The organism is Haloarcula sp. 1CSR25-25, from assembly GCF_032027985.1.
Taxonomy (GTDB): Archaea; Halobacteriota; Halobacteria; order Halobacteriales; family Haloarculaceae; genus Haloarcula.
In genome coordinates, this window is sequence record NZ_JAHYBW010000001.1 from 1 (window position 1) to 21,867 (window position 21,867).

The following is a 21,867-nucleotide window of genomic DNA, read 5'->3' on the forward strand; positions in this document are numbered from 1 at the left end:
GTGGACTGGGCGTCGAACGTGTTTGAAAACTGTGCGGAGCTGTATCCCCTCCCTACTGCGCTACTCACTCGCTTCGCTCGTTGCGTTGCTCCTTGAGGAAGGGGGCTTAGCGCCTCAATCCAGCTAAAAACGACTGAGTTCGAATCAGGACGCTTTATTTTCCCGTCAATGTATCGGCCGGAGAATGCCCTCCTGCCAGTGTTGGCAATTGCCCTGAGAGGGGAAAGCCAGCAACTTTCGATCGAAGAATGCAAGGCGGCGATCCGCGATTCTGACCCCGAGTATGCGGAGGCACCTGGGAACCCAATCCGTCTAGCGAAAACACTCCAACTCATCGATCAGGACGCCCAGGGTACCCTCCGGTTGACCGATTACGGCCAGTGTGGCTACCGAATCGTCGCAGGCCTCCACGGCGCAGTAGCGCGTTCAGCAGACGCGAATGACGCTGTCCATCCTGATCTCGCTATCGATACCATCGACGCCCATCGTGGCAACGATGCGTTGATCGCCTTCCTGCGTGATCGGTACCTGGCGACACCCCCAATTCGACTGTTGGTGCGCATTCTTGCCGATCAAGAGAATTCTCGTATGGAGGTAAGCCAGCTTTTATCCGCGATCACGTATGAATCTCCCGACGTATTCAACGCCCTATTCTGCCGTGACGACACTGGACTTCGAGCGCTACTCAACGATACATCGCTATCAGACTGTGAGTTCCGCCGACAACTCCTCGATCTCACGATGGTGACGTACCTATACAACTTCGTCAACCAACTACAGGTTATCGGGATTTTGAGTGAGGGATCCGACAAGACAGACTCAACCCAAGATCTACAACTCGGTGAGTTGTACTGGGAGTGGGACCCAGATCAGATTGGTGCGATCGGAGCGATTTGAATGCCACCCGTCACCCACCAACTGCTATTCGTACAGCCTGTTTGACGAGTTACCGACTCAGGATTGATATCCAATCCATGGAATGTTTGAGAACCTCGTTCTGGTTTCAATATTATAGACATCCATCTGACGAAGTTCTATAGGACAACAGGTCCGACACAATATACAATTATCATACATTCCCAGATAGGTGGTATTGTTTCAGAAAAAATTAGATTGTTGGAGAGTGTGTTTTAATCTCAGAGGGAAGAATAGATCCGAATTGGAAGCAGCGGCTACTCAATCACAGATATAAAATAAGATATTAAAAAGTTGGTTTCTAGATCAGTACCATTTAGTCAGAGTGGTTAGATTATACAGTGCAGATGAATACAAAAAAGTTGGCAGATAAACCCATTATTCGTTGCTATAATAAACCAGCTGTTCCATCGTCTGTTCAAGCACGTCTAACGGCTGAAGGCCTATTTGTAGCCGATTATGGATCTGGTTGGTCATTAAGTAGTGCACAAGTCCCAGATAAAAATCATCGACCGGCAGCGGGGAATGCATTTAATCGTATTATCGATATTAGTCACGTTGGCGGTCTAGGCCTCATTAGAACGCCGAATGACGACGATGAAATCATCACCGTTGGTGAGTGGGAACCAAACTGCGCCACCTTTCGGGAGATTGATGGGGTGAAGCTCAAAGGTGTTCAAATGGCACGCTATGGAATAATTACGCCAGAAGATCCGGAGTTTTCAAGTCTCGATAGTATCTATGATAGTGGTAGCTCAACGGTAGATATGGCTAAACAGAGTGAAGAAGAAATATATGAGACCATTGAAAACCTGGACTGCCAAGGTCGCCTACGCAGTCCGTCTTCACTTTAGTGTAGGAATCACTTACTAAGTAGTGTGTCGAAAAACCCAGCCGTGTTTAATTAAGCGAGATTTCCGATTTCGACGGTATCTGATACCGTAGAATTGCGACCGCAACCACGGATTCACTGTAGGGGAACCGAAGGAACTCTCCAAGCGAAATACTATATTGTTGAAGAGGGCTACATCTCCTCGATTGTCGTGAGAACCATCTCTTCACCGATAGACTCTGTATTAGCTTGTACAGCATCGTCTAATACACGACTACAGATACTGAGCACCTGCCGAATATTGCCTTGTGACCGTTGCAGCACAATCTGCAAACTCTCTTCGGTAAATGGATCAATCCCGGTCGAATTGCCGTTCCTACCAATATCGAGATAATCTTCGACTAAATCATAGACCTTCTCCTCGGTCAATGGCCGCAATGCGACTTCTTGACCAATACGCTCGGAGAAGGCGTGATATTCGCTCATGACGTCCTGCCACACCTCCGGTGCACACCCGAACAGAATACAGAGCCCATTGCTGTTTTGATCCATCAAATGGCGGATACTGTTGAGCGTAGCTTGCTCGTCTTTCGGCGTCAGTTGGGCGATCCGCTCGAACTCATCGACGAACATGAAGATACCCGTATACCCTAACTCACGCAGCATATTCTTCAGCGCAGTGAACGCCCGAACAGCACTCGTGTCGTCATCGACGGCACTGTGTATCTCCATTTCTTTCCGCTGTTCGTATCGAAGTCCTTCGGCTGAAAGCCACTGCCAGGCATACAGATTCGTATCCTCATAAATGAGATGGATCATCGCCCGCGCGAAGTCAGCAAACTTCGTCACATCACTCAATTGCTGGACTGCAGTCGGAACCAGGTCCGAGAGTAAGACTTCCCCGTCGTCAATGAGTTTCTGCATCGCATCCCCACTGGTCGGGTTCCGGTCGGTCTCTCTTCGCGCTACATGGGCTAAGAACTCATAGCTGAGATCCTGTAATTGGTCGAAGCCGATATCATAGACGAATTCATGGTATACATCGAGAAACCCATCACCGGGTTGGGCGACGTATCCCACCAGCACATCGTCACGATCCCGGACCAATGACCGAGTATATTTGAGCGTGTGGGATTTCCCGTTCCCATACTTGCCCGTAACAACCAGATGTTTCGACTTGCCAGTACTAAGCACAGACGAGACGGTTTCACTGATCCGGTCAGTTACCTGCTGTTGACCACAGTAGACAGTTGGGTCATCATCGGGAACTGGACTGTACGGGAATGGGTTTTCCGAGAGTCCAAAAGCTGAGTAATCGCGCTGTTCATCTGTGATGGTGAAGCTGTCGCTCATTGTGTCGTGTACGTAAGCTCTCGGTCGTGGACCGTGAGGTAGTAGTATTGTTTGCCGTACTGTTCGATGCCTCGCATCACTTTATCAGTAGATTGTGAAGTTGAGACGAGCATATCGTCACCAGCTAAGGCCATTTCTTTAATTCCGTACCTCGCCTCTTTCGCACCCGTATCCATGGGTGCGCCTGAGAGTTCGAGTTTGCCAACGTTCTCTTTCGCCAGCGAAGCGAGAGCCTCATCAAACGCTTGCCGGGTGAGCTGAAGGTTCACACAGAGTCGTTCGCGAACGTCCGGAATTGAGAGATAGCGTTGCCGTAACCCTACTCCCGCTGTCTCTTCGAGTTCATCATACACACTAAGGAGTGTATAGTGGAAGTTCGGAGGTGGATCGTCATTCTTGGGTCGGTAATACTCTCCTGTGAATGCATTCCGTTGGACTGTCCCGAGCCGTTCTCCCCAGTCGCCGACGACTTCGACACTCGTTTGATTGTAGGAATACGGTGTGAACTCTGCTTGATCGTCTAATCCCTCAAGAACAGCGTCCAATTGTACTGGTCCATTCTCTTCAACAACCTCCAAAAAATTACCATAGTGTGGACTGTGCGTTTCCAGAATCGAGCTTACTTCTATCCAGTTTTCGTCCTTGATGGCGTCAACAAACGCTTCGCCGACAGTAGTCGCCACGAAGGTATCGTCATCTGTCTCGGTAATGAGATTAATCCGAACCGTCTCAAGTAACGTCTCACGAGCACGGCGGTGACTCACATCGAGGCGTTGCTCAATATCATCGGTCGACTGCGCCAAAGTGCTACAGAGATGGGTTGCCTCAACGAGACGAGCAAGCGTAACTGGTCGAACCGTTGGCCGTTCGTCGCTCATGTGAGCCTCCGGACCTGTTGCTTTGCCATCTGGTAGGCTCGTTGGGTTACCTCATTCCCTTGAAATCGCAAATCAAGATACGTTTCGAGCTCTTCACCGATTGAATACATATATCGAAACCGTCGCAGTTCGAGCGCCAGCGCCCAGAGGTTATGCTGTACCAGAAGATCTCTATCTTCACGTATCGTTTCGAAACTACGAGTGCTACACACTGGGCAGGCACATGGAAGATATGATAAATCTTCTATGTTTTTTAGTGGTTCACCACCAAACCCTGGCATCAGATAGTTTCTATTCCCTGCACTTCGAATAAATGCCGTTGAGTCGAAACTGTCAACTCCCATATATAACAGCAGTGGTTGATAAGTCAAACCGCCTAACCCATAGACATGAAGATGTTTCTCAGTTGCTCGCCGTGCCGCTAAGATTATTTTTGTTACTTTCTTGTAATCCGTCCGAATCGGGACAAGACTGCCAATTGCGTAACCATCGAATGTCCCTTCTTGTTCGAGATGCCGAATCGTATTTCGGACCGTTTCGGAATCATAACCGTGGACACTAGCAAAGAGTGGTTCCTCCCCACTGTGTTTTTCACTCGCTTTCAGTGCGAGATCGATACTCCGACTAATTCGCCGTTGGTTTTTCGCCTGCCGATTGTCTCTTGATAATGGAGCATCAACGGTTCCGAAAATATCTGCCCCGATTTTTCGTTGAGTATCAAGTGTTTTTGCCGGGGTAGTGTCGATTTGCCGATTCTGAAAATCGAACCCACCACTGTCAGCAAAGACAATCGTATCGTCGGTAACTCCCATTTCATCACGCAGTGTTTCTCCGTCTTGTAACCGGTCCCACTGCGCTTGGCGATTGCGTATCGCTCTTGTATTGACCATCGCGGTCGACAAGTCTGGGATACTGTCCGTGTATTCTGGTGTGTTATCACTCGATCGTTTTCCGATATTACTCACGGGAAAGAGTACTGGGGTCTGTAACTCTCCATGTGGTGTGTCGAGTTTCCGTTGTCTGTACAACATATCCAACGCGCTGTGCTAAGCTGGGCTCTGATATAAAGCTTTGCTCAAGCAAAGTAACCTGCAACAAATCAAAGTGGTTTTGACGACCGTTCTGAAAATGAGAATAGATGGTTTCAGAGGATGTGCGCAAGATTGTTGGACGCAAGCGCACACTGGAGATCTTAGAACTCCTGTCTGAGCAGGGGACATTGAATTATTCTGAAATAGAAGATACAATCGACTCCTCAAGTGAAACCATCTCAACAGCGCTTAAACAGCTTGTTAACCATGGGTTGGTCCAGCGGATCGAACAGTCCTCACGGAACGTTCAGTACGAATCTACCGAATCTGGGAACGAACTCTTGGATACTCTCGAAGAGATTGAACGGATTCTGTCAGACTAACATCTAAGATAGAGCGGGGTTTGGAGTGTAGGCAAACGATAGGCAGAGACGCAATCCTCTCAGTGATTTACAAAGATATTTAGACTCATCAACAGGGCGTAGGGTGATCTGTCCCCCCGACATTAATAACAACTCAATCTCAGTATCGGTCATGGCAACAAATCTATTCCGGGTCACGGTTGATGAACCCAATTATAGCCGTGTCCTAGAGACGCCAGTTGACGAAGAGAATCTTGAGAGTGCTGAGTTACTGCATCTAAATGGAACCAGGCTATGGGCACAACGAAATTCGGACAGTGGTCAGCAGGTATACGAAGCATTGTCTCCCGGCGATGGACTTCTCTTTTATAAGGTTCAGCGGGGTTATACCAGTGATGAAGGCCAATATGTCGCAACAGGGCGAGTTGGAGAGAAACAGCGACTCAAAGAGAAAGCGGCACACAGCTTATTCGGAACTCAGGTGGCGACACTCGGGTATACCGTCACCGATTTCACCCCCATTTCAAAGTCAATAGCCGATATCGATGACATACTCGGATACAGTTCCTATCCACAAAGCAGCCACCGAGTTACGAATGACCGGTACAGAACGGTAGAACATGCTCTGGAAGCCTTGATACAGTAAGCCCCGAAGGGAGATCGCTTGAACCACCTTGTGGTCTACAATTTCAAGCAGTAGATAGTATTGATCAAGATGTTGGACTTTTAGTAGGCTGGTTATGGGCGGTTGCGAGACTGGATCGCTGTTAATTGCAGAAAGTTAGAATTTCTCGATAGCTGCTTGCTTGGAATCCTCCTCCAGATATCGACACAAGAGGCTGATTACATCAGGATCCAACTCCGTGGTTTCACGAAGGTTCTGAGCGAAATTCTCGAGATACAACCCCTTTAGTCCGATAACAATCGTCTCATGACGCTTTGCATCCTTCGTGCGAGCAGAGACAGACACTATATTGTCGTATTGTTCTCCGACGAGGTCTTGGTTAAATACTACCCCAATCCGGTCAGGCCGAATACGCTGAACAGCAGAGTCAATATCAATGCTGTTGTAGTAATCGTCCCCGAGAGTGAAGAATACGATATCATAATCCGTTTGGTCTAAGACGCAATTGAGATCGGTCTTTATCTTAAGTTTCTCGGAGCGGTCACGAATTTCACCAACACTCATGCCACTAAATGTCACCTCATACGGAGGCAACCGCTCTGCTTCTTCGACTAGCCCGAATCCCGCACTAACGAAATATCGCTTAACACTATGTCCATCAGCCCGTAGTTGCCGGACAGCATTCGAGATGGACTCCTGTTGCCGACCAGTATACAACTCATTGGCCTTGACTCCAATTACGTTCTCCCGACTGAGAAGGTCTGCCTTCGAAGTCTGATCGATTTCATCTGCTTCAAAAACGCGTTCTCCATCTGGGACATACTTTGACCCGGAACACTGATCGATAACCAGTATATCTAATTCCTGGTCCGCATCGAAAACTGGTTTATGAGGAGCAAAGTCCGAGCCAACACTGTAGTTAGTCCCCAGATTAGAAAGGACGGTTTCTCGAAGCGTTGTCGGTTCCTCGAATGTGTGGATATTACATTCAACATCATCCCTCAGAGTATCAAGAGTCTCTGAGAGGTGCTTGCCTGGCTTGTACAAATACAGAACATCATATCGACCTAAGCGTTCATTGAGGTGTGCTGCTATCCTGTCCGGTGCGAAAGAAACGGTACTCGGAGGGGGTGCCCACCATTCATGAATCCCATTTGCATCGAACGCACCGATTTCGGCGACGGGGAGATCATGCACCTGTTGCCAAAATTCTGTCTGTTCAGAAGCGAGATACTCTTCAACAGTCTCATGATTACTGAACGTCGCTGAGCCGTTCGTAAGCACGAGTGTCTTCGGGAGTGCGTCTGAAAACTCGTCGTAGAATTTAGCTGTATTATGGAAGCCACGTCGCCGGTTTCGATCATTCCCACGGAAGATACACACTTCGATGCCATGTTCAGTGCAGATCGGACAATCACACTCATCCCACGGTTTCTTCGAGAGCGTCTCTTGATACGCTTCCAACAGGTCATCGTTTCCGATCCAGATTGCATAATCTTGAATCACAAACCAGAGTCGTTCGAACGCATCCATCCCATCTGGCTTTGCTTCTTCACGTTCAAGGATCTCGACCATCCGGGGGTACCGTTTGAGTTCCGCCCTCGCAGTTCCAAGCAGGTCGATATACGTTTCGAACGGCAGTGAATCGTTCTTGTCATCCGATCGGAGATGTTTGATGAGTTGGCCCCGCAGATCGTCGCTAAAATACGCCTTCAACTGGCGAGCGTATTCGAAATCGCTTCGGAATGCAGATTCGATATCGCGAAGACGTGCGGAGTTGAATTTCTCCTCATGCCGATGGTTCCGGACATACGTAATCGTCTCTGTGAGTGTCTTAGTGGCCTCCACTTTCCACTCCCGTAACGAATCCGCGATTGACTCTTCATTTGCGTATGCACGTAGGGCCACAAGCGTCTCACGGCCACGTAAAGCTGTCTCAACAGCATCCGCTACTTTGGCTCCATGTTTTGGGTACTGAACTCGGATGGCGTCGTATCGCTCATCCCCGTCAACCCGATAATTTCGCCCCCCAGTCCAAGCTGATCTGAGCATACTTGCACTGTCGAAACTGGCCATTCCAGACCGGCCAATTGAATCGAAAGCATCTGACTTAGCGAAACCGAAGACGTGTGAGTCGATTCGTGTTTGATGAGTCCGTTCGTAATCTTTGACCGTCTTTCCGACCTCCTTGACGATTTTTCGGACCTCATGGACTGGACTCCCTGCAACACCACCGATACCAAGGTAGTTGTATCCGATATCTAAGACCTCTTCAGCAGCAGATACGTACGAGTCGACATTCCAGCCCTGAATGGCCACCATAAGACGGAATGGGTATGCTCCTGCTTGGTATAGCTCTCGCATCTCCGCTGCGTTTTCTAATGTGAGGTTGTAACGGAACTGTTTGTCGTCTGTCCGATAAACCGCTCTATAGTCATCAGCCAGCCGATTCAGCACTGATTCGATGTCACCTTCGAAATCTGTAGCAGTGAACTGATCGACATCTCGTGATGAGCAAATAGACGCCTCGTAGTCTTCGACATAATCTGGCCATTCATCAGGCCACTCATCGATCATAAGATCGACCGACTCTGACAGTTCTGAAGGAATATCTGACTTACTAAATTCTGACCCAAAAGCGCGTTCGTCCAGATAGAGACGGCCTTTCTCTTTGCCTGAGCCTAATACAAGATGATCAATAGTGACGCCGACTGAGACATCAAGCGTCTCGTAGAAATCAAGCATATCTTCATTGCCGTAAGGAGGGAATGGTAACGATTTGTACCCCCACGCGCCACAGTCACTGATAGTTGGAAGCCACTCCGGAACCGAAAGAACCGGATCGTCATAGACGCCGTACTGAGTGATTCGCTCCTCTTTCCTTTTGGTCGATTCAACCTGCTCTCGAGAGATGAGCACCCCATCGATCGGGGTCGACTCTTTGTCGAAGATATCCCAAATATAATTCAACTCTCGCTCTTGCCGGTTAAGATCAGAGAGTTCGTCATGCTCAAAATCATAACCTGCATCCACAGCATCGTCCCACTCTGGTACGTAGAACCGCACGATTAGATAGTCACCTGTACCTGTGTATCACAGTCCAGCATATAGATGTGACTCCATCGATTCGGCAGATGTTGGTCTGTCTACTATATAATCACTTTCGCTTGGAGGAGTACCTATAAGTAGGGCCGCAATATTCTCTGGGTATGGCCGAGAGATTATCGGAGAGGAAGACAACTGATTCTATCATTGACACACCCGGCGAGAGAGCACTCTGTGTTGGCGAAGATCGGCCTATCAGAATCAGCTCAGGGCATCGAATTATGCATCACGATGGTAAGTGCAGCAGACCACACGGCCATAATTACAAAGTTCAGGTCAGTGTCATCGGCGAACTGACTGATGAGGGATGGGTCGTTGACAAAGGTGATATTACATCAGTAATAAATGAATGGGACCATCGGTTTCTCGTCGAAAAAGGTGATCCGCTTATCGACGCATTCGAACAGAGTGGTGATGGTGACGCACTTGTCATCCTCGAGCATCCCCCGACCGCCGAAGTGATGGCAGTCTTGCTCGAGGAAAAGCTGACGGACGTCCTGCCAAAGACCGTCTCAGACGTCTCTGTCTCGGTGAAAGAGACTGGTGAACTCTGTGCAGCCCATAGCTAACCATGCCTGTCAACGCAGCGGTCCAAGACGACACACCGACCGGTAATGGTGACCTCCCGATCAACGAACTGTTCTACTCGCTTCAGGGGGAAGGCGAACTGGCCGGTGTCCCGTCTGTCTTCGTTCGCACAAGTGGGTGTAATCTACGCTGCTGGTTCTGTGATTCGTATCACACGTCCTGGGAACCGACGCATGGTTGGATGGATGTTGAGGAGATCCTCTCGAAAGTTGCAACGCACGACCAGTGTGACCACGTCGTGGTGACCGGTGGCGAACCGATGATGCACGACGCGGTCCCGGAGTTGCTGGATGAACTGTCGGCTGCGGGCTATCATACGACAGTCGAAACAAACGGGACGATTCACCACGACGCTGCAATCGACCTAGCCAGTATCAGTCCGAAACTTGCGAGCAGCACACCAACCCCGACAAAGGATCCGAAAGGCGACGGTGAGTGGGAAGAACGCCACGATGAGCGGCGGTTAGATCTCGAGACGCTTGCCTCACTCGTTGAAACATATCCGTTTCAACTGAAATTTGTCGTGACCGGGGAGGATGACATGGTTGAGATCGAATCCTTGCTGGAGCGACTTCGTGGTATCTCCTCGACACAGATTCGGGACGCGGACGTCCTTTTGATGCCAGAGGGTGCCACCAGAGAGCGGTTGGAAGAAACACGCCAAACTACGGCGACTCTCGCAATGGAGTACGGGTACCGATACACCCCCCGACTTCATGTCGACCTGTGGAACGATGCTCCGGGAACCTAACGATGACTGAGAATGTCCAAGCCGACTCGGCTGAGCCAATAGATGAGGATGCGAGGCGGATAGACTGGTCGAAGGCACAGAAAGGTGCCCGACTGCTCTTGGAAGCGGTCGGTGAAAATCCGGACTCACAGGCGCTGCAAGACACCTGGCAGCGCCGGGTTCCAGGCGCTTTTCAGACACTCACGGAGGGGACGCGCATCGAAGCAAAACCTGAGTTACAGACCTTCGAGGTAAGCGGCGATACCTTCGTCGTCAAGAGCGATATTCCCGTGTACAGTCTCTGTGAGCATCACGTTCTACCGTACTTTGGGACCGCAACTGTTGCCTATCGGTCCAATGGAGCAGTTGTGGGACTATCAAAACTCGTGCGGTACGTGCGGTGGCAGTCACGGAAACTCACGATGCAGGAAGACTTGACTCAAGATATCGCCACCGGACTGGCCGAGGAAATTGGCACGGAGACAGTGCTGGTTGAGCTATCAGCAACACATCTCTGTGAGGCGATGCGTGGGGTCGAAACGAAGACGGAAACCTCGACGCGAGCTGTTGTGGGGGACCCGACTGAGTCTGAACGTAAGCGGTTCAATGAGGCGACTTGATACAATGTTAGAAAACCCTCGAGCGGTCGTATTAGCATCGGGCGGCATGGATAGCGCTACTGCAGCAGCAGTAGCTCAGGACGTTGGCAAGGAGCTCTACATGTTGCACACCTCCTATGGCCAGCGTACAGAAGCCAAGGAACTCGAATGTGCAAAAGCACAGGCGGAGTATTTCGATGCAGCCGATTTTCTCCATCTGACGACGGACCACCTCTCGAAGATTGGCAAGTCGAGTCTCACCGATAACGCTGTCGAGGTTGAGGAGGCAGATTTAGACAGTGAGGAAGTTCCCAGTTCGTACGTTCCCTTCCGGAACTCGAATTTGCTCTCGATGGCAGTCTCCTATGCCGAGGCAAACGACTGTGGTTCGGTGTATATCGGGGCCCATTCTGAAGATTTCTCAGGGTATCCGGACTGCCGGCCACAGTTCTTCGAGGCCTTCCAGCAAGTCGTCAACGTGGGCACGAAAGACGAAACCGAGATCACGATCGAGGCTCCGTTTACTGAGTGGTCCAAGACTGACATCGTGGACCATGGGACGGATCTGGCGGTCCCGTATAATCTGACCTGGAGTTGCTATCGAGATGAAGAACCAGCCTGTGGGACGTGTGACGCCTGTGCGTTTCGATTGCAGGCATTCCAGAATATTGGTGAGCACGATCCAGTCAAGTACGCTGAGCGACCCGATTACACAGCAAAAAACTAACACCACGTCTTGAGTACGCTCACAGTGCCCGAGTAGAATTATTCGGGATCCGATACAGACAAAGAGACCGAGATAGAGAGTCGTTCGAACGACTAGTTATTCTAAATTCGGAGTCGAAAACTCCGTGACTTTACGCTCCAGTCAGAATTATGATATTTGACGTGAACTCAATTTTTAGCGGAAAGAACCGAAGAAATGGACGTAGTGCAGCAGTAACAAAAAGGGCGCCGCCACACATCCCACCCCAATTAGCACCCTATTGTAGACATTCCGTGGTCTGCAAACTACAGACTCTGTTGGGAACGATCATCAAGATTGCTCTATGTCAGAGGCAAGTTGATGAGTCGTTTGGCAATCCAACATTGCCAGCGTACCGATCCCACAGTTTCGGTATGTCTACTCCCTCGAGGACGGCACTTGGACCTAATTTAAGCCAAGCCGACCGTCCATTATTCGGGAATACAGCGGCACATATAAACGAGAAACCTGCAGTCACAGACGGTCGGTCAATAGGAGATCTTAGCCACGGTACGCTTCAGCTTCGCTAATCAGTTGTTCGAACACATCCCGGGAACTCAGTGTCGCCTCATTACCGACGATTGTGAGATCCCGAGCGCTGGCGAGCAATGAGTACAGGACTGATGGGTCGTCAAGTGGTGGCCGAACAATGTTGTCGCTGTTTGAGGTAGCAAAGCTCACAATAGCGTGCTCAGCGACGGTCCCATCAAGATCTTCAGGTCGATACACGGGAACTTCGCTATCGGCCTCAGCGAGTCGGCGTCTGATTTCAGTGCCATGCCGTTCGAATGGTGTTACGATCAGATCTGGATCTTCTGTCGCAGCTATCTCGGCGACAATTTGAGCGGCGATATCATTTGAGAGGAGTGCACGACTGAACTGTGGCAGTTCAGCTGCCGTTGCTCTGATTGTAACCGTGTGTTCTGTTGGATTGACTCCTTCAAGTCGCTCTTTGGATTCCAAGAAGAGACTCTCGTTATCGATGACAACAACCGCTTGCTCGCGAAGTGCAGTCGCATCAAGTTCTGTTCGGTTCTCGAACAGTTGCTGGGCCTTCATCGGCGAGAGTGGTGTGTCAGTCACGTCGAACACGAGCCGTCGGCCCGGCCCAGCTGCCGTGGGAACAGACACATCCAGTGTGATCTCATCTACCGCAGTCGCCTCGTCGCCTTCGATGGATAGGAATGTGAGATCACCATCAAGTGCCTCCCATGGGCCGTCCGGGTAAAATTGGCGCAACCCAATCGGAGCCTGCCCTTCCAATTGGAGACTCACAGCATCGTCGGTAGGGAACGATCGGTATCGCTCAAATTCCTGCTCAAAGAATACGCCAAGGCTGGCGTCCGTTGCCGCCGTGCTAAGCAGTTGTGGTCCCGGACGCCGAGTATCGCCAATCGTTACAACCCGATCAGCTAAATCAGCCAGAAATTGGTACTCGGGTTCGGTGATGTCTTCCCCACCAAGCAAAACCAGCACATCGAAGAAGTTCTCCGAGTGGTTTCGATCACCAAATGCGCCTTCCTCCAACCGGTGGAAAAACTCTCGAACCCCGCCAGGGCCATTCGTACTTGTCGCGAGTTGGGCGGATGAGACGATCGATCGCGATTCCATGAGCCGTGATTGGATAGTATGGTATCCATCGTCGTTCTGAATCGCCGCAGGGCCACCGGTCCCATCAAGTCTGAAGTGATTGGTATCCGGTTGTGCCGCTGCTGCACATTCGACCAATCCAGGTCGCGTTCCCAAGACAAGTGCTCGCCGTCCGTCTTCTGGGACTGTTCCATCGGCATCGAGTCGGGGATAAGCTGCGGTAACTAATTCCCGAACGAGATCACCAATCTGTTCGTTGCGTGTCCTACTGATCGGGAGATCGACAAAGACACGTTCTCTGTCCAGATATGAGGTGACGGAGTCTATTGTGACACTATCCGGAACAGTTGAATCGGTGGTGGCCAGCCCAGTCGTGTCAATTTTTTCGCCCTCGTTACGGCGCTGTGCGAAATCGAGATAGGGCAAGTAGCGGTCCTCGACCGTATCGATGCTGAATGTATACAGTGCTCTGTACGTCGTATCTGAGGACAGGTAATCAGCAACAGTGAGGCTGTCATCAACCGGCGTGAACAGATACTCACCGTCAATTTCCCCATAATAAACCACCTTGTCACTACTGCTACCATCTGTTTGCCGAAGTTCGACCACTTCCCCTGGATTGAAAGCTGGCACAACGTGCGTTGAAGACGTGAATCGAATCACAGTCCCAGCGGCCTGTGCGCCGGTACACGATAATTTGGGGAGCAGATATCCGGCTTTGATAAGGAGGTCCTCGTCGAACCGATTGACAATGCGCTTGGCTGCGGTTCGTGCACGCCGCTCCTCGCGGAACGCTACCCGGGTACCCTCATAATGATCGATAACGTTTGGGTCTCTGTACTTCGTTCGCTGGTCGCAGTCATCGAACAGTGAACACTGCGTCGTCAACTCCCCACCATCGGTTTCATAGCATGGCCATCGACGTTCGTTCTGACAGTGGTATGTACAGGCGGGTGGTAATACGTCATCGGCGCCGCTGACCCACTCCTCAACGCCGAATGCACAGCCCTCGCAATTCCGATTGTACGTCGACGGTGGCGCGAACGCACCCCCTGTGTCAACGATATCATTGCGTGCGCTGAGGAATTCACGAACATCGCACATTTTGAGTATCACCTGTTCAAACTGAACCGCCTCGGCTGAGATATTGGGATAGATGAGATACCCAGTGGGCACTTCTTCGATGGCCGAGCGGAACGATGTACCGGGTTCGAGCCGTTCCAAGAGCAGAGCAAAGAGATAGAGTTTGATCTGGTGTCTGTGGTTGTCGATGGTACGATCATCCGGGTTCCGCGTGGTCTTGATATCGTACGGCGTCCCGTCAAGGAGGATGTCAACTCGACCGGCGTAACCGTACTCGTTTGCGAGAAACTGTTCGACTTCGATATCATCGGCCGCCTGGACTCTGGTCAGGAATGTCTCATCACTAAATAACTGCGTAACAGTCTCTATAATATGCTCTCTAGCACTCAACCCAGTCCCAGAGAGCACCAGCAATGCCTGTCTGAAGCCGAACTCAGCGTCGAGTTTCTCTTCACAATACGTTTCGATTTCCTCTGGCTCCCATGAAGCGTCTCGGAATCTGTCATGATGCTCTTCGAGGGCGTGTTCAGCTATTTTGTGGATAGCATCACCGCGGAATCGGCCAGCCTGTTGTCCTGGAGATGTGTCGAATTTATCCCCCGGATACACATGCTTGACATACCTGAGGTAGTACTCTCGAGGACACCGATCACCGGTACGAAGTTTTGCCTTGCTAATCAACCGATCCGGTGTACGAATGACAAACGAGGTCACATTGAGATAGAGTGAGCCACCGTCGCGCCGATTCGGAATTGCTCGCACGAGCAGCTCCTCACCTCGTTGAAGAACAGCCGAATCTGGGTCGTAGTCGCCTCGCTCTAATTCAGTAGGGGTCGGAATTTCCAGCGCTGACAAGACATAGTCTGCTGTTCGTTCAACGCCATCGAGATGCGTGGGTTCATCCATCCAAAACGACAGCGGGACATCTTCTGAAATGTCATCATTGGGGTCCTCGACGAGGTAGACTGTTTTATTACCCTGCGTTTCACCTGGCATTGGGTTTGTCTGTACCCGACATCGCACTGTGACTTCGGGACCGACACCAGATTGTTGCTCGGTCACGAGTGTCGAAAGATTCTGTATCATTGGTTGAACACCGCTGTCAGAAGGCGTCGGTTAAGTCTTGCACTCTGCTGCCCAGCACCGTGGAGGCACAAGCCGGCGTCGGTTTCGAGACAATCAGGGCAAGCCGACACACATTGTATGGTTAGCTCTTCGAGTCGTTCACCGAGTTCGGCTATGTCTCGGCGTCCGGAATCGTCAGCGAACCGGTCGTATGTCGCCTTGATTTTCGGGTCAGTGAATATGTGTCGGTTCAGATGGAGAGCTAAGTCAACTACACGAGGGATCCGCCCCACATCTGCCTCGACGGTTGTGTACTCGTTAGCCACGTAGGAGTAGAAGGCCGCCAGCTCGCGTGTCTCAAAGAGTGTCTGCACACGGCTGGTGACACGAGATTTTAAATCATCCATCGAGTAGGCATCACTGTCCTCAACCACATTTTGAATAGTCGAGTCGACCAGTGAATTGAATTCGGTGCGGTTACTCTGGTAGATGTTATATAATGATCCATCGGGATACGACGCAAGGAGTTGAATCGTCACACGGTCTGCCGTTGCGGTGTGGCATCTCCCCTGAACTGCTATTCCGGAATCTGGTGGCGTTTCAGTCCCTTCGCGAAGTCGTTCATGGACTTCTTTGGCAATCCCTGCGCCGCCCTGAATCGGGTCATACACAGCGATCCGTGCATTCTCCTGGTCCTGTGCCTGGAAGTTAACGTCATACCACAGTTCAAACGATGTCCCTGACCCTGTCAGGTCATTCGACCATGTAGAGAGTGCATGTTCAGCCGAATGAACGAGGACCCGTTCGGCGAACGCCTGGACCAACTCTTCGTTCCGACACCGTGCTAGCAGTTCTGCCAACACTCCAGGATTGTCCTCAATGGTCGCAAAGACACCTGATACGTCTCGTTCATCATGACCGAGCAGTCGGAGTTGGCGACTAGAATCACCCGGAAGGAGACGGGCTGTTTCGTTCACAACACTGGGTCCTGATAAATCAAAAACACCCATTTCGTCGTCCTCAACAACACGTTGCCAGTAGTCAATCCCGATCAGATGTTCCATGAGTGGTTGTACAGCGAACTCATGTTGGAGAGCACGCTCGTCGAAGAACAATCGGTCCCAGACGTTGGCACGCAGCAATGCGAACCTGAGGTCACGTTTAAGTTGTGGGTCGGCACTAAGGGCTGCCTCAATTCGAGATTGCAGTTCCTCTCGGGCTAGTCCGAGCGTTAACAGTTGGCTTCGCTCTTTGCTCGCGACGAAGGCTGTGCTGTCATCGGTTTCTGAGCGATACCGTATGATCTCGGAGCGGACCTCTTGTGACTCCCGCGGGTAGAGTGTCAACAGTGACGCGTAGTAACAGCGTACAAACTCACGCTCTTCTTCGAACGCGAACCCATCGATGAGGTTGCTATCCGGTAACGGTGTTGGATCCGTCTCAAACGCCCCACGGATATGTTTGAACCACAGATAATTTGTGGTTGGGTCAGAGGAGAGCGATTCGACCTGCATCGGTGGATCGCCGGTCCAGACAATCCCTTTGTCGGGGATCCAGACGTACTGGGGGTTGTTTTTGTCCTCTTTTGTGACGCGGACAGAGAGTGGGACATACACTTGCACGTTGTCCGGATCGAACGAAATCTCAGTGTAATCAATCTCCGAGACATCTCCGAGCAGCTCAGTCAGTGGAAACGATTCTCGCCACTCAAACATTGGACCGATATCTGCGTGTCCAGGGGCACTATCGTGGTCCCATGCCCCTCGCCAGAGATCGAAATTCCCCCAGCGCTGTTTGTATCCACCTGGGAGAAAGTTGTTTAACATCTGGTTGAGATTCTCCTGAGCTAAGGTTGATTCTGCTTCATCGTCCGCATCTACGACGGTAATATTCCCTCCAATCTCTTCGGGGATGAACGTTCCCTGTACGACATATGGACTTTCAGCCTTGGGGTCCGAGTTGTAGATACCCGTCAGGTCAAGATATGGGTAGGATTGATCCTCTAGATAATTTCGTATCCCTTGGAGCCGGGCAATCTGTTCCGCAGTGGTCAGTTCATCAGTAGAGTCGTCTGTCATCGCTCATCCTCCAAGTTCTCGATTAAATCATCGATATACTCGAATGCCCCCTCATCCCGATCACGGACCATCTGCGAAAAGAACTGCCAATACTCCGAATCGTCATGCCCGGGTGCGACACCTTTCTCAAGGCCCTCAAGATAGGTCTCCAGTTTTTCGATAGGGCGGGTCGCTTCTGACTCATCGACAGAGAAGGTATTACCCAGCCAATCCACAATATCGATTCGATGGTCACTGAGCGACTGTTGGAGATAGTCAACATCGGGCCCCGGTTGCCCTCGTCCTCGGAAGAGTCGCTCAGCATCTATCCCATCGGAAACATTAAAATAGTCGATTATCGCGGCAGTCATATGCTCTCGTCTGATGAACCGATTGTCTTCGTCAAGGGGTATCTCCAGGTGTTTGTCACTTGGATCGCTAAGATAGTCGGAGTGGTGGAAATAGTAGGAGTCTGTTGGCGTGGAACCAAGGACCACGACTGTGATCGGTTCGTCTTCCGCGTCACGGCCACCACGCCCTTTCCGCTGGATGAATCCCGGGACGTTTCTCGGCGCCCGGTACTGGAATGTGCCGATGATACTGGCATGGTCAAATCCGACCTCGAGCGCACTGGTGGTGATGAGTTGGTCCCAGTCGTCCCCCACCGGTTGATCTGATCCGGCGAGTTGGGTGTTCCCGCTCCGATGGATCGCGACCGTCATATCCTCCAAGTCGAGTTCCCTATCACGCATTGTCCACCAACACTCACCGTCTTGATAGACGGAACACCGGTTGAGATTCGGGTTTGGAACCTGTGACTCACAGACGGCTTCCTCATCGTACTCATCGTCAGTAGCTCCTCGGAACAGGTCACGAGGGCAATCTGGGTTGTTGTCGCGCTCACCGAGGATTGCATCTGGGAATCGATATTTGAACAGCCCGTTCTCTTCGGCCTCCTGAACATAGCCACCGAGTCGGCTCACGGAGTCAATTGAATCAACAAAACCAAGCACTCGATCCTTATTGGTGTCCAACCCGGGCCGGTCTCCGGCCCGTTCCTTCCGCATGGTATGGAAGAAGCCAAACGCCACCTGAATCATACACGAGAGGTTCGTGGCGGTCGTCGGGCTGACATCGTCCCATTCCTCCCGCGGCTTGTAGACTGAATCGCCAATAGGAACCTCAATATTTCGCGGATCGGTCGCCTTCACGAACACGAAATGCTCCCGCCCCAAGGTGTCTTTTTCCTCGGCTGTCGGGGTGAATAGGGTCGCCGATTCAGTGTCGAAAATTCTGCTTGTGAACTCTGTTGCGTTATTTATCGTTGCGCTTGAAGCCACCAGCGACGGTGTTTGCTGATGGGCTTGTTGTCGCATCGCCTGTTTGAAGCGACGCACAACATTCGCGACGTTCATTCCCGCTTGGTCAGTGTAAATGTGGACCTCGTCGAGGACGAGGAATTTAGCCGGGTAGGAATTCTCCCAAAAGGCGTCACGGCCATACTTGTCCATCAGACGCCTATGGAGAGAGTTTTGGGTTGTGATGACGATATCTGCTGATTCGCTCCGGTCGACGGTTGCGTACTCGATCCTGTGGCTCTCATCGACGATACACTCAAAGTAGGGGTCCGAATAGCCGTCGACAACCTCAAGTTGCCCATTGCAATGCGGACAGGGAAGCGTCACATCCTCTCGCCCACCGTGTTGGATACTGATCGTAAGTGGCGCCTCGTCGACAGACATATCTAATTGCCCTTCGATGCGATTGAGTTCAGTGACGTAGCTGAACACACGCTCAAACTGATTGTCGCAGAGATCACGGCGTGGATACGTCAGAACAGCTTTATTACCGCTGATGCCGGCTTTCGTTGCGGTCAGACAGTATGCTAGGGTCGGGAACAGAAACGCTTCAGTTTTGCCCCCGCCAGTGCTGGCGGTGACAACATTAGCTTTCGTCTCGGCCTCAGACTGGTCAGTCACAGCGTCAAGGTACAGGTCTCTGAACGCTCGAGCCTGGTATGCAGCGAGTGAATCAAATTCAGATGGAAGGCCCTCATCAAAGAACCGACTCATTGTATTCATTGTCTCATTGGCGAGGTCTCGCCATGCTGCCCCGGCCGTATCTTTCAGTTCCCAAGCCGGTTCAGTGTCATCGTCTCCGATTGTATCATTGATTTTGCGAATCGGTTCTCGGAAACTCCGTGCTTGCTCCCGATCACGGCCCATTATCGGCCGTTCACGGTTTGAGGACGCCATCTTGACCATTTTAACGAGATTGGGAGTGAACCGGTAATCGGTCTCGTCAGTCAGACGCTGGCGCATCAGCGCGAAGTACCGTGTCATCTCAGCCACGTGGCTACGGACCTGTTGTCGATTGTAGACGTATAGCAGGTGCCCGTCTTCCACGAGTTGCTCGATCAGTTGTTGGAAGATTGCTTTAGCGATTGTCTCCTCACCGAGTTCAAGGGTATCGACTATCAGGTCATCTGACTCAAGCACCTCAGTGGTGAAGGCGCTCTGGTCGGTAAGATGGGCCTCACGAAACGTCTCGAAGACACGAGAGAGAGGGGCTGCAGCATCGTAATTCCCGGCGTTAATTTGTTCCCGACAGGCGTCGGTTACGGCGTCGATGACATCTTCCTGTACTTCATTGAGCACTGCTTCCTTCTCACAAAACGTGTTCCAGGCCCGTTCGATTGTATCAAGGTCAACGGCTGAAGCGTCGACACTCATTGATCGAATGTCACCTCCAGGTCGGAAATCTGTCCATCATTGTACAGTTGCTCCAAATGGTCGAGAATCGTCGCCACATCAAAATCGGTCGCCTGGGCAGTCCGGAGGACGCTCCCATCATGTTCATTGAGCAGTTGTCGGAGTCGTTCGCTCATGGAAAGTTCGACCTCGGTATCCACTGCGTCAGTAATCGCCCCGATAAGTGTCTCTGCGTCACCGTCGGCGACACACTGATCCACGTTACAGTCGACGCTAAGTTCAGAATCAGTGACTGTGTCAGCCAGGGCGACAGCAACACGCTGATTAGCCAGAGTGCGAGCAACAGCATAGTGCAGCATCAACGCCCCCTCAAGAGCGGTATGAGCTATCTGAGCGGCACTTGTATCATCAGTATCATCGATTGATTCTAGCAGACTCTTAACAGACCCCAGGTCCGAGCTATATGCGGTTCGGTCTGGGTTTTTTTGTTCAAGAGAGCTAAGCATCTCGTGGATCTCGTCCAGCAATGCTTCAGTGATCGATTCATAAGTTTCTGCTCGGTGTCCGTCAGACACTTCGGTTGTGAGTTCAGCGTTGACTTGTCGAATGGCAGCATCTACCTCCCCTGGCGTAACTCTATCATTGGTCAGAACTTTCTCGTGACGACCTTTGTTAACTAACGCAGCCAACATCGAATTTTGCCGTTCAAGAGCCTCGAGATCGTGGGGAGTATGAGTGGCGACACCGTGATCCCGTGCCAGCGTCACAATTCCAGAGACATAGTGCTCTATACGCGATACATCGGCTTCGACGATGGTCCGTTGCCGCTCACGGAGTGCACCGAAGACATCGGTTAAAACACCAACACGCTGGACTGTCTCTCGAGCAAGTTTGAGATCCTCATCCCCGACATTGAGTGTCTGATCTAATTCTTCGAGTTCCCGTTCAAGATCGCTTATGGCCTCAACGAGGGCAGACGGGACCTCTTCTGTCTGTTCCAATGCGTCATATTCCGAACGTGCGGCCGAAAGTTCACTACGCCCACTGTCAAGAACCTCCTCGAAAGTATCGGTAGGCGATATATGGTCACTCATCAGCGATATAGCATGCGTTACTGAGTAAGGTATTAAAGATGCGGGACGGCAGCGGGTTCACACTTTGCGTTGACCCCATCTGAAGAATCTACCAGTACTGATATGCACTCAGGAGTACCCTACTCCGAAGTTTAATACGCGAGTGTAAGGTACTATCAGATGGCGCGCAAGCGCCTACGGTGATAACCGAAACAAATCCACGCCGATCGGGCTATTCGTGGCCGGTCAAAGCCGCGAACAAGTGGTCGGCGATCGCTCCGGCGTAACCACCCGGAGCACGCCGGTCCTTCTGGACTGGCATTCTGTGTACTTGGAAGCAACTGTTAGCCGGTAGGTTTCTCATTTATATACGATGGTGTACACCGTCGCTACAGACAACGCACTCCAGAGAGAGAGAGCATTTCGCGAACTCACCCCCACAGGCTTATATGATCCGTGGCGAAATATAAACCAAGGCTTTCGCGGACCAAAATCCGCGTCCGTCGAGTTCCGGAAAATTCCGGA

16 protein-coding genes are annotated in these 21,867 nt (G+C 51.2%); 8 read left to right on the forward strand and 8 right to left on the reverse strand.

All coding sequences use genetic code 11. From position 1 onward, the window contains the following. The first annotated feature begins 168 nt into the window (after positions 1–168). Together KZ498_RS00005 and KZ498_RS00010 are read left to right on the forward strand one after the other, a co-directional pair. Complete coding sequence (locus KZ498_RS00005) at positions 169–897, forward strand: hypothetical protein (RefSeq protein ID WP_312615754.1); 729 nt, start codon at positions 169–171, stop codon at positions 895–897. A gap of 365 nt (positions 898–1,262) precedes the next feature. Next, positions 1,263–1,769, forward strand: coding sequence for a hypothetical protein (locus tag KZ498_RS00010; RefSeq protein ID WP_312615756.1), 507 nt, complete (start codon positions 1,263–1,265; stop codon positions 1,767–1,769). Between the two features lie 170 nt (positions 1,770–1,939). On the opposite strand, the gene KZ498_RS00015 is transcribed toward KZ498_RS00010, so the two are convergent. The 3 genes from KZ498_RS00015 to KZ498_RS00025 are packed head-to-tail and all read right to left on the reverse strand — an operon-like array spanning position 1,940 to position 5,009. Continuing rightward, on the reverse strand, positions 1,940–3,100 hold the full coding sequence (locus tag KZ498_RS00015) for a BREX system ATP-binding domain-containing protein (RefSeq protein WP_312615758.1): 1,161 nt from the start codon (positions 3,098–3,100) through the stop codon (positions 1,940–1,942). Continuing rightward, the gene (locus KZ498_RS00020) at positions 3,097–3,978 is read right to left on the reverse strand and encodes a hypothetical protein (protein ID WP_312615759.1); all 882 of its coding nucleotides are present in this window, start codon (positions 3,976–3,978) and stop codon (positions 3,097–3,099) included. Before KZ498_RS00020 ends, KZ498_RS00015 begins: the two co-directional genes overlap by 4 nt. Beyond that, the gene (locus KZ498_RS00025; protein WP_312617323.1) at positions 3,975–5,009 is read right to left on the reverse strand and encodes a tRNA-guanine transglycosylase; all 1,035 of its coding nucleotides are present in this window, start codon (positions 5,007–5,009) and stop codon (positions 3,975–3,977) included. The genes KZ498_RS00020 and KZ498_RS00025 overlap by 4 nt, the downstream gene beginning before the upstream one ends. A gap of 107 nt (positions 5,010–5,116) precedes the next feature. On the opposite strand from KZ498_RS00025, the gene KZ498_RS00030 reads away from it, so the two are divergent. Then, complete coding sequence (locus tag KZ498_RS00030; RefSeq protein ID WP_312615761.1) at positions 5,117–5,392, forward strand: winged helix-turn-helix transcriptional regulator; 276 nt, start codon at positions 5,117–5,119, stop codon at positions 5,390–5,392. Positions 5,393–5,543: 151 nt separating this feature from the next. Continuing rightward, positions 5,544–6,017 carry a hypothetical protein gene (locus KZ498_RS00035; RefSeq protein ID WP_312615763.1) on the forward strand — a complete coding sequence of 158 codons (474 nt, stop codon included), beginning with the start codon at positions 5,544–5,546 and terminating at the stop codon, positions 6,015–6,017. Positions 6,018–6,152: 135 nt separating this feature from the next. Here the strand turns inward: KZ498_RS00035 and KZ498_RS00040 are convergent, their stop codons facing one another. After that, positions 6,153–9,062: a queuine tRNA-ribosyltransferase tRNA-guanine transglycosylase gene (locus tag KZ498_RS00040; RefSeq protein WP_312615765.1), complete on the reverse strand. Its 2,910-nt coding sequence runs from the start codon at positions 9,060–9,062 to the stop codon at positions 6,153–6,155. Positions 9,063–9,205: 143 nt separating this feature from the next. On the opposite strand from KZ498_RS00040, the gene KZ498_RS00045 reads away from it, so the two are divergent. Genes KZ498_RS00045 through queC form a run of 4 tightly spaced genes read left to right on the forward strand, consistent with a single transcriptional unit; the run spans position 9,206 to position 11,745 of the window. Beyond that, on the forward strand, positions 9,206–9,670 hold the full coding sequence (locus KZ498_RS00045; RefSeq protein ID WP_312615767.1) for a 6-pyruvoyl tetrahydropterin synthase family protein: 465 nt from the start codon (positions 9,206–9,208) through the stop codon (positions 9,668–9,670). Positions 9,671–9,672: 2 nt separating this feature from the next. After that, a complete protein-coding gene (locus KZ498_RS00050; RefSeq protein ID WP_312615769.1) occupies positions 9,673–10,440 on the forward strand; it encodes a 7-carboxy-7-deazaguanine synthase QueE in 768 nt (255 codons plus the stop codon). Positions 10,441–10,442: 2 nt separating this feature from the next. Beyond that, positions 10,443–11,039 (forward strand): GTP cyclohydrolase I, encoded by a 597-nt coding sequence (gene folE, locus KZ498_RS00055; RefSeq protein WP_312615770.1) that lies wholly within the window; start codon positions 10,443–10,445, stop codon positions 11,037–11,039. 4 nt (positions 11,040–11,043) lie between these two features. Beyond that, positions 11,044–11,745, forward strand: a complete 702-nt coding sequence (gene queC, locus KZ498_RS00060; protein WP_312615772.1) for a 7-cyano-7-deazaguanine synthase QueC — start codon at positions 11,044–11,046, stop codon at positions 11,743–11,745. A gap of 519 nt (positions 11,746–12,264) precedes the next feature. Here the strand turns inward: queC and KZ498_RS00065 are convergent. From KZ498_RS00065 to KZ498_RS00080, 4 genes are all read right to left on the reverse strand, one after another. Further along, positions 12,265–15,432, reverse strand: a complete 3,168-nt coding sequence (locus KZ498_RS00065) for a PD-(D/E)XK nuclease family protein (RefSeq protein ID WP_312615774.1) — start codon at positions 15,430–15,432, stop codon at positions 12,265–12,267. Between the two features lie 86 nt (positions 15,433–15,518). Continuing rightward, complete coding sequence (locus KZ498_RS00070; protein ID WP_312615776.1) at positions 15,519–17,579, reverse strand: hypothetical protein; 2,061 nt, start codon at positions 17,577–17,579, stop codon at positions 15,519–15,521. Beyond that, positions 17,576–20,290 (reverse strand): DEAD/DEAH box helicase, encoded by a 2,715-nt coding sequence (locus tag KZ498_RS00075; protein WP_312615778.1) that lies wholly within the window; start codon positions 20,288–20,290, stop codon positions 17,576–17,578. Before KZ498_RS00075 ends, KZ498_RS00070 begins: the two co-directional genes overlap by 4 nt. Further along, on the reverse strand, positions 20,287–21,363 hold the full coding sequence (locus KZ498_RS00080; RefSeq protein WP_312615779.1) for a hypothetical protein: 1,077 nt from the start codon (positions 21,361–21,363) through the stop codon (positions 20,287–20,289). The genes KZ498_RS00075 and KZ498_RS00080 overlap by 4 nt, the downstream gene beginning before the upstream one ends. Between the last annotated feature and the right edge of the window lie 504 nt (positions 21,364–21,867).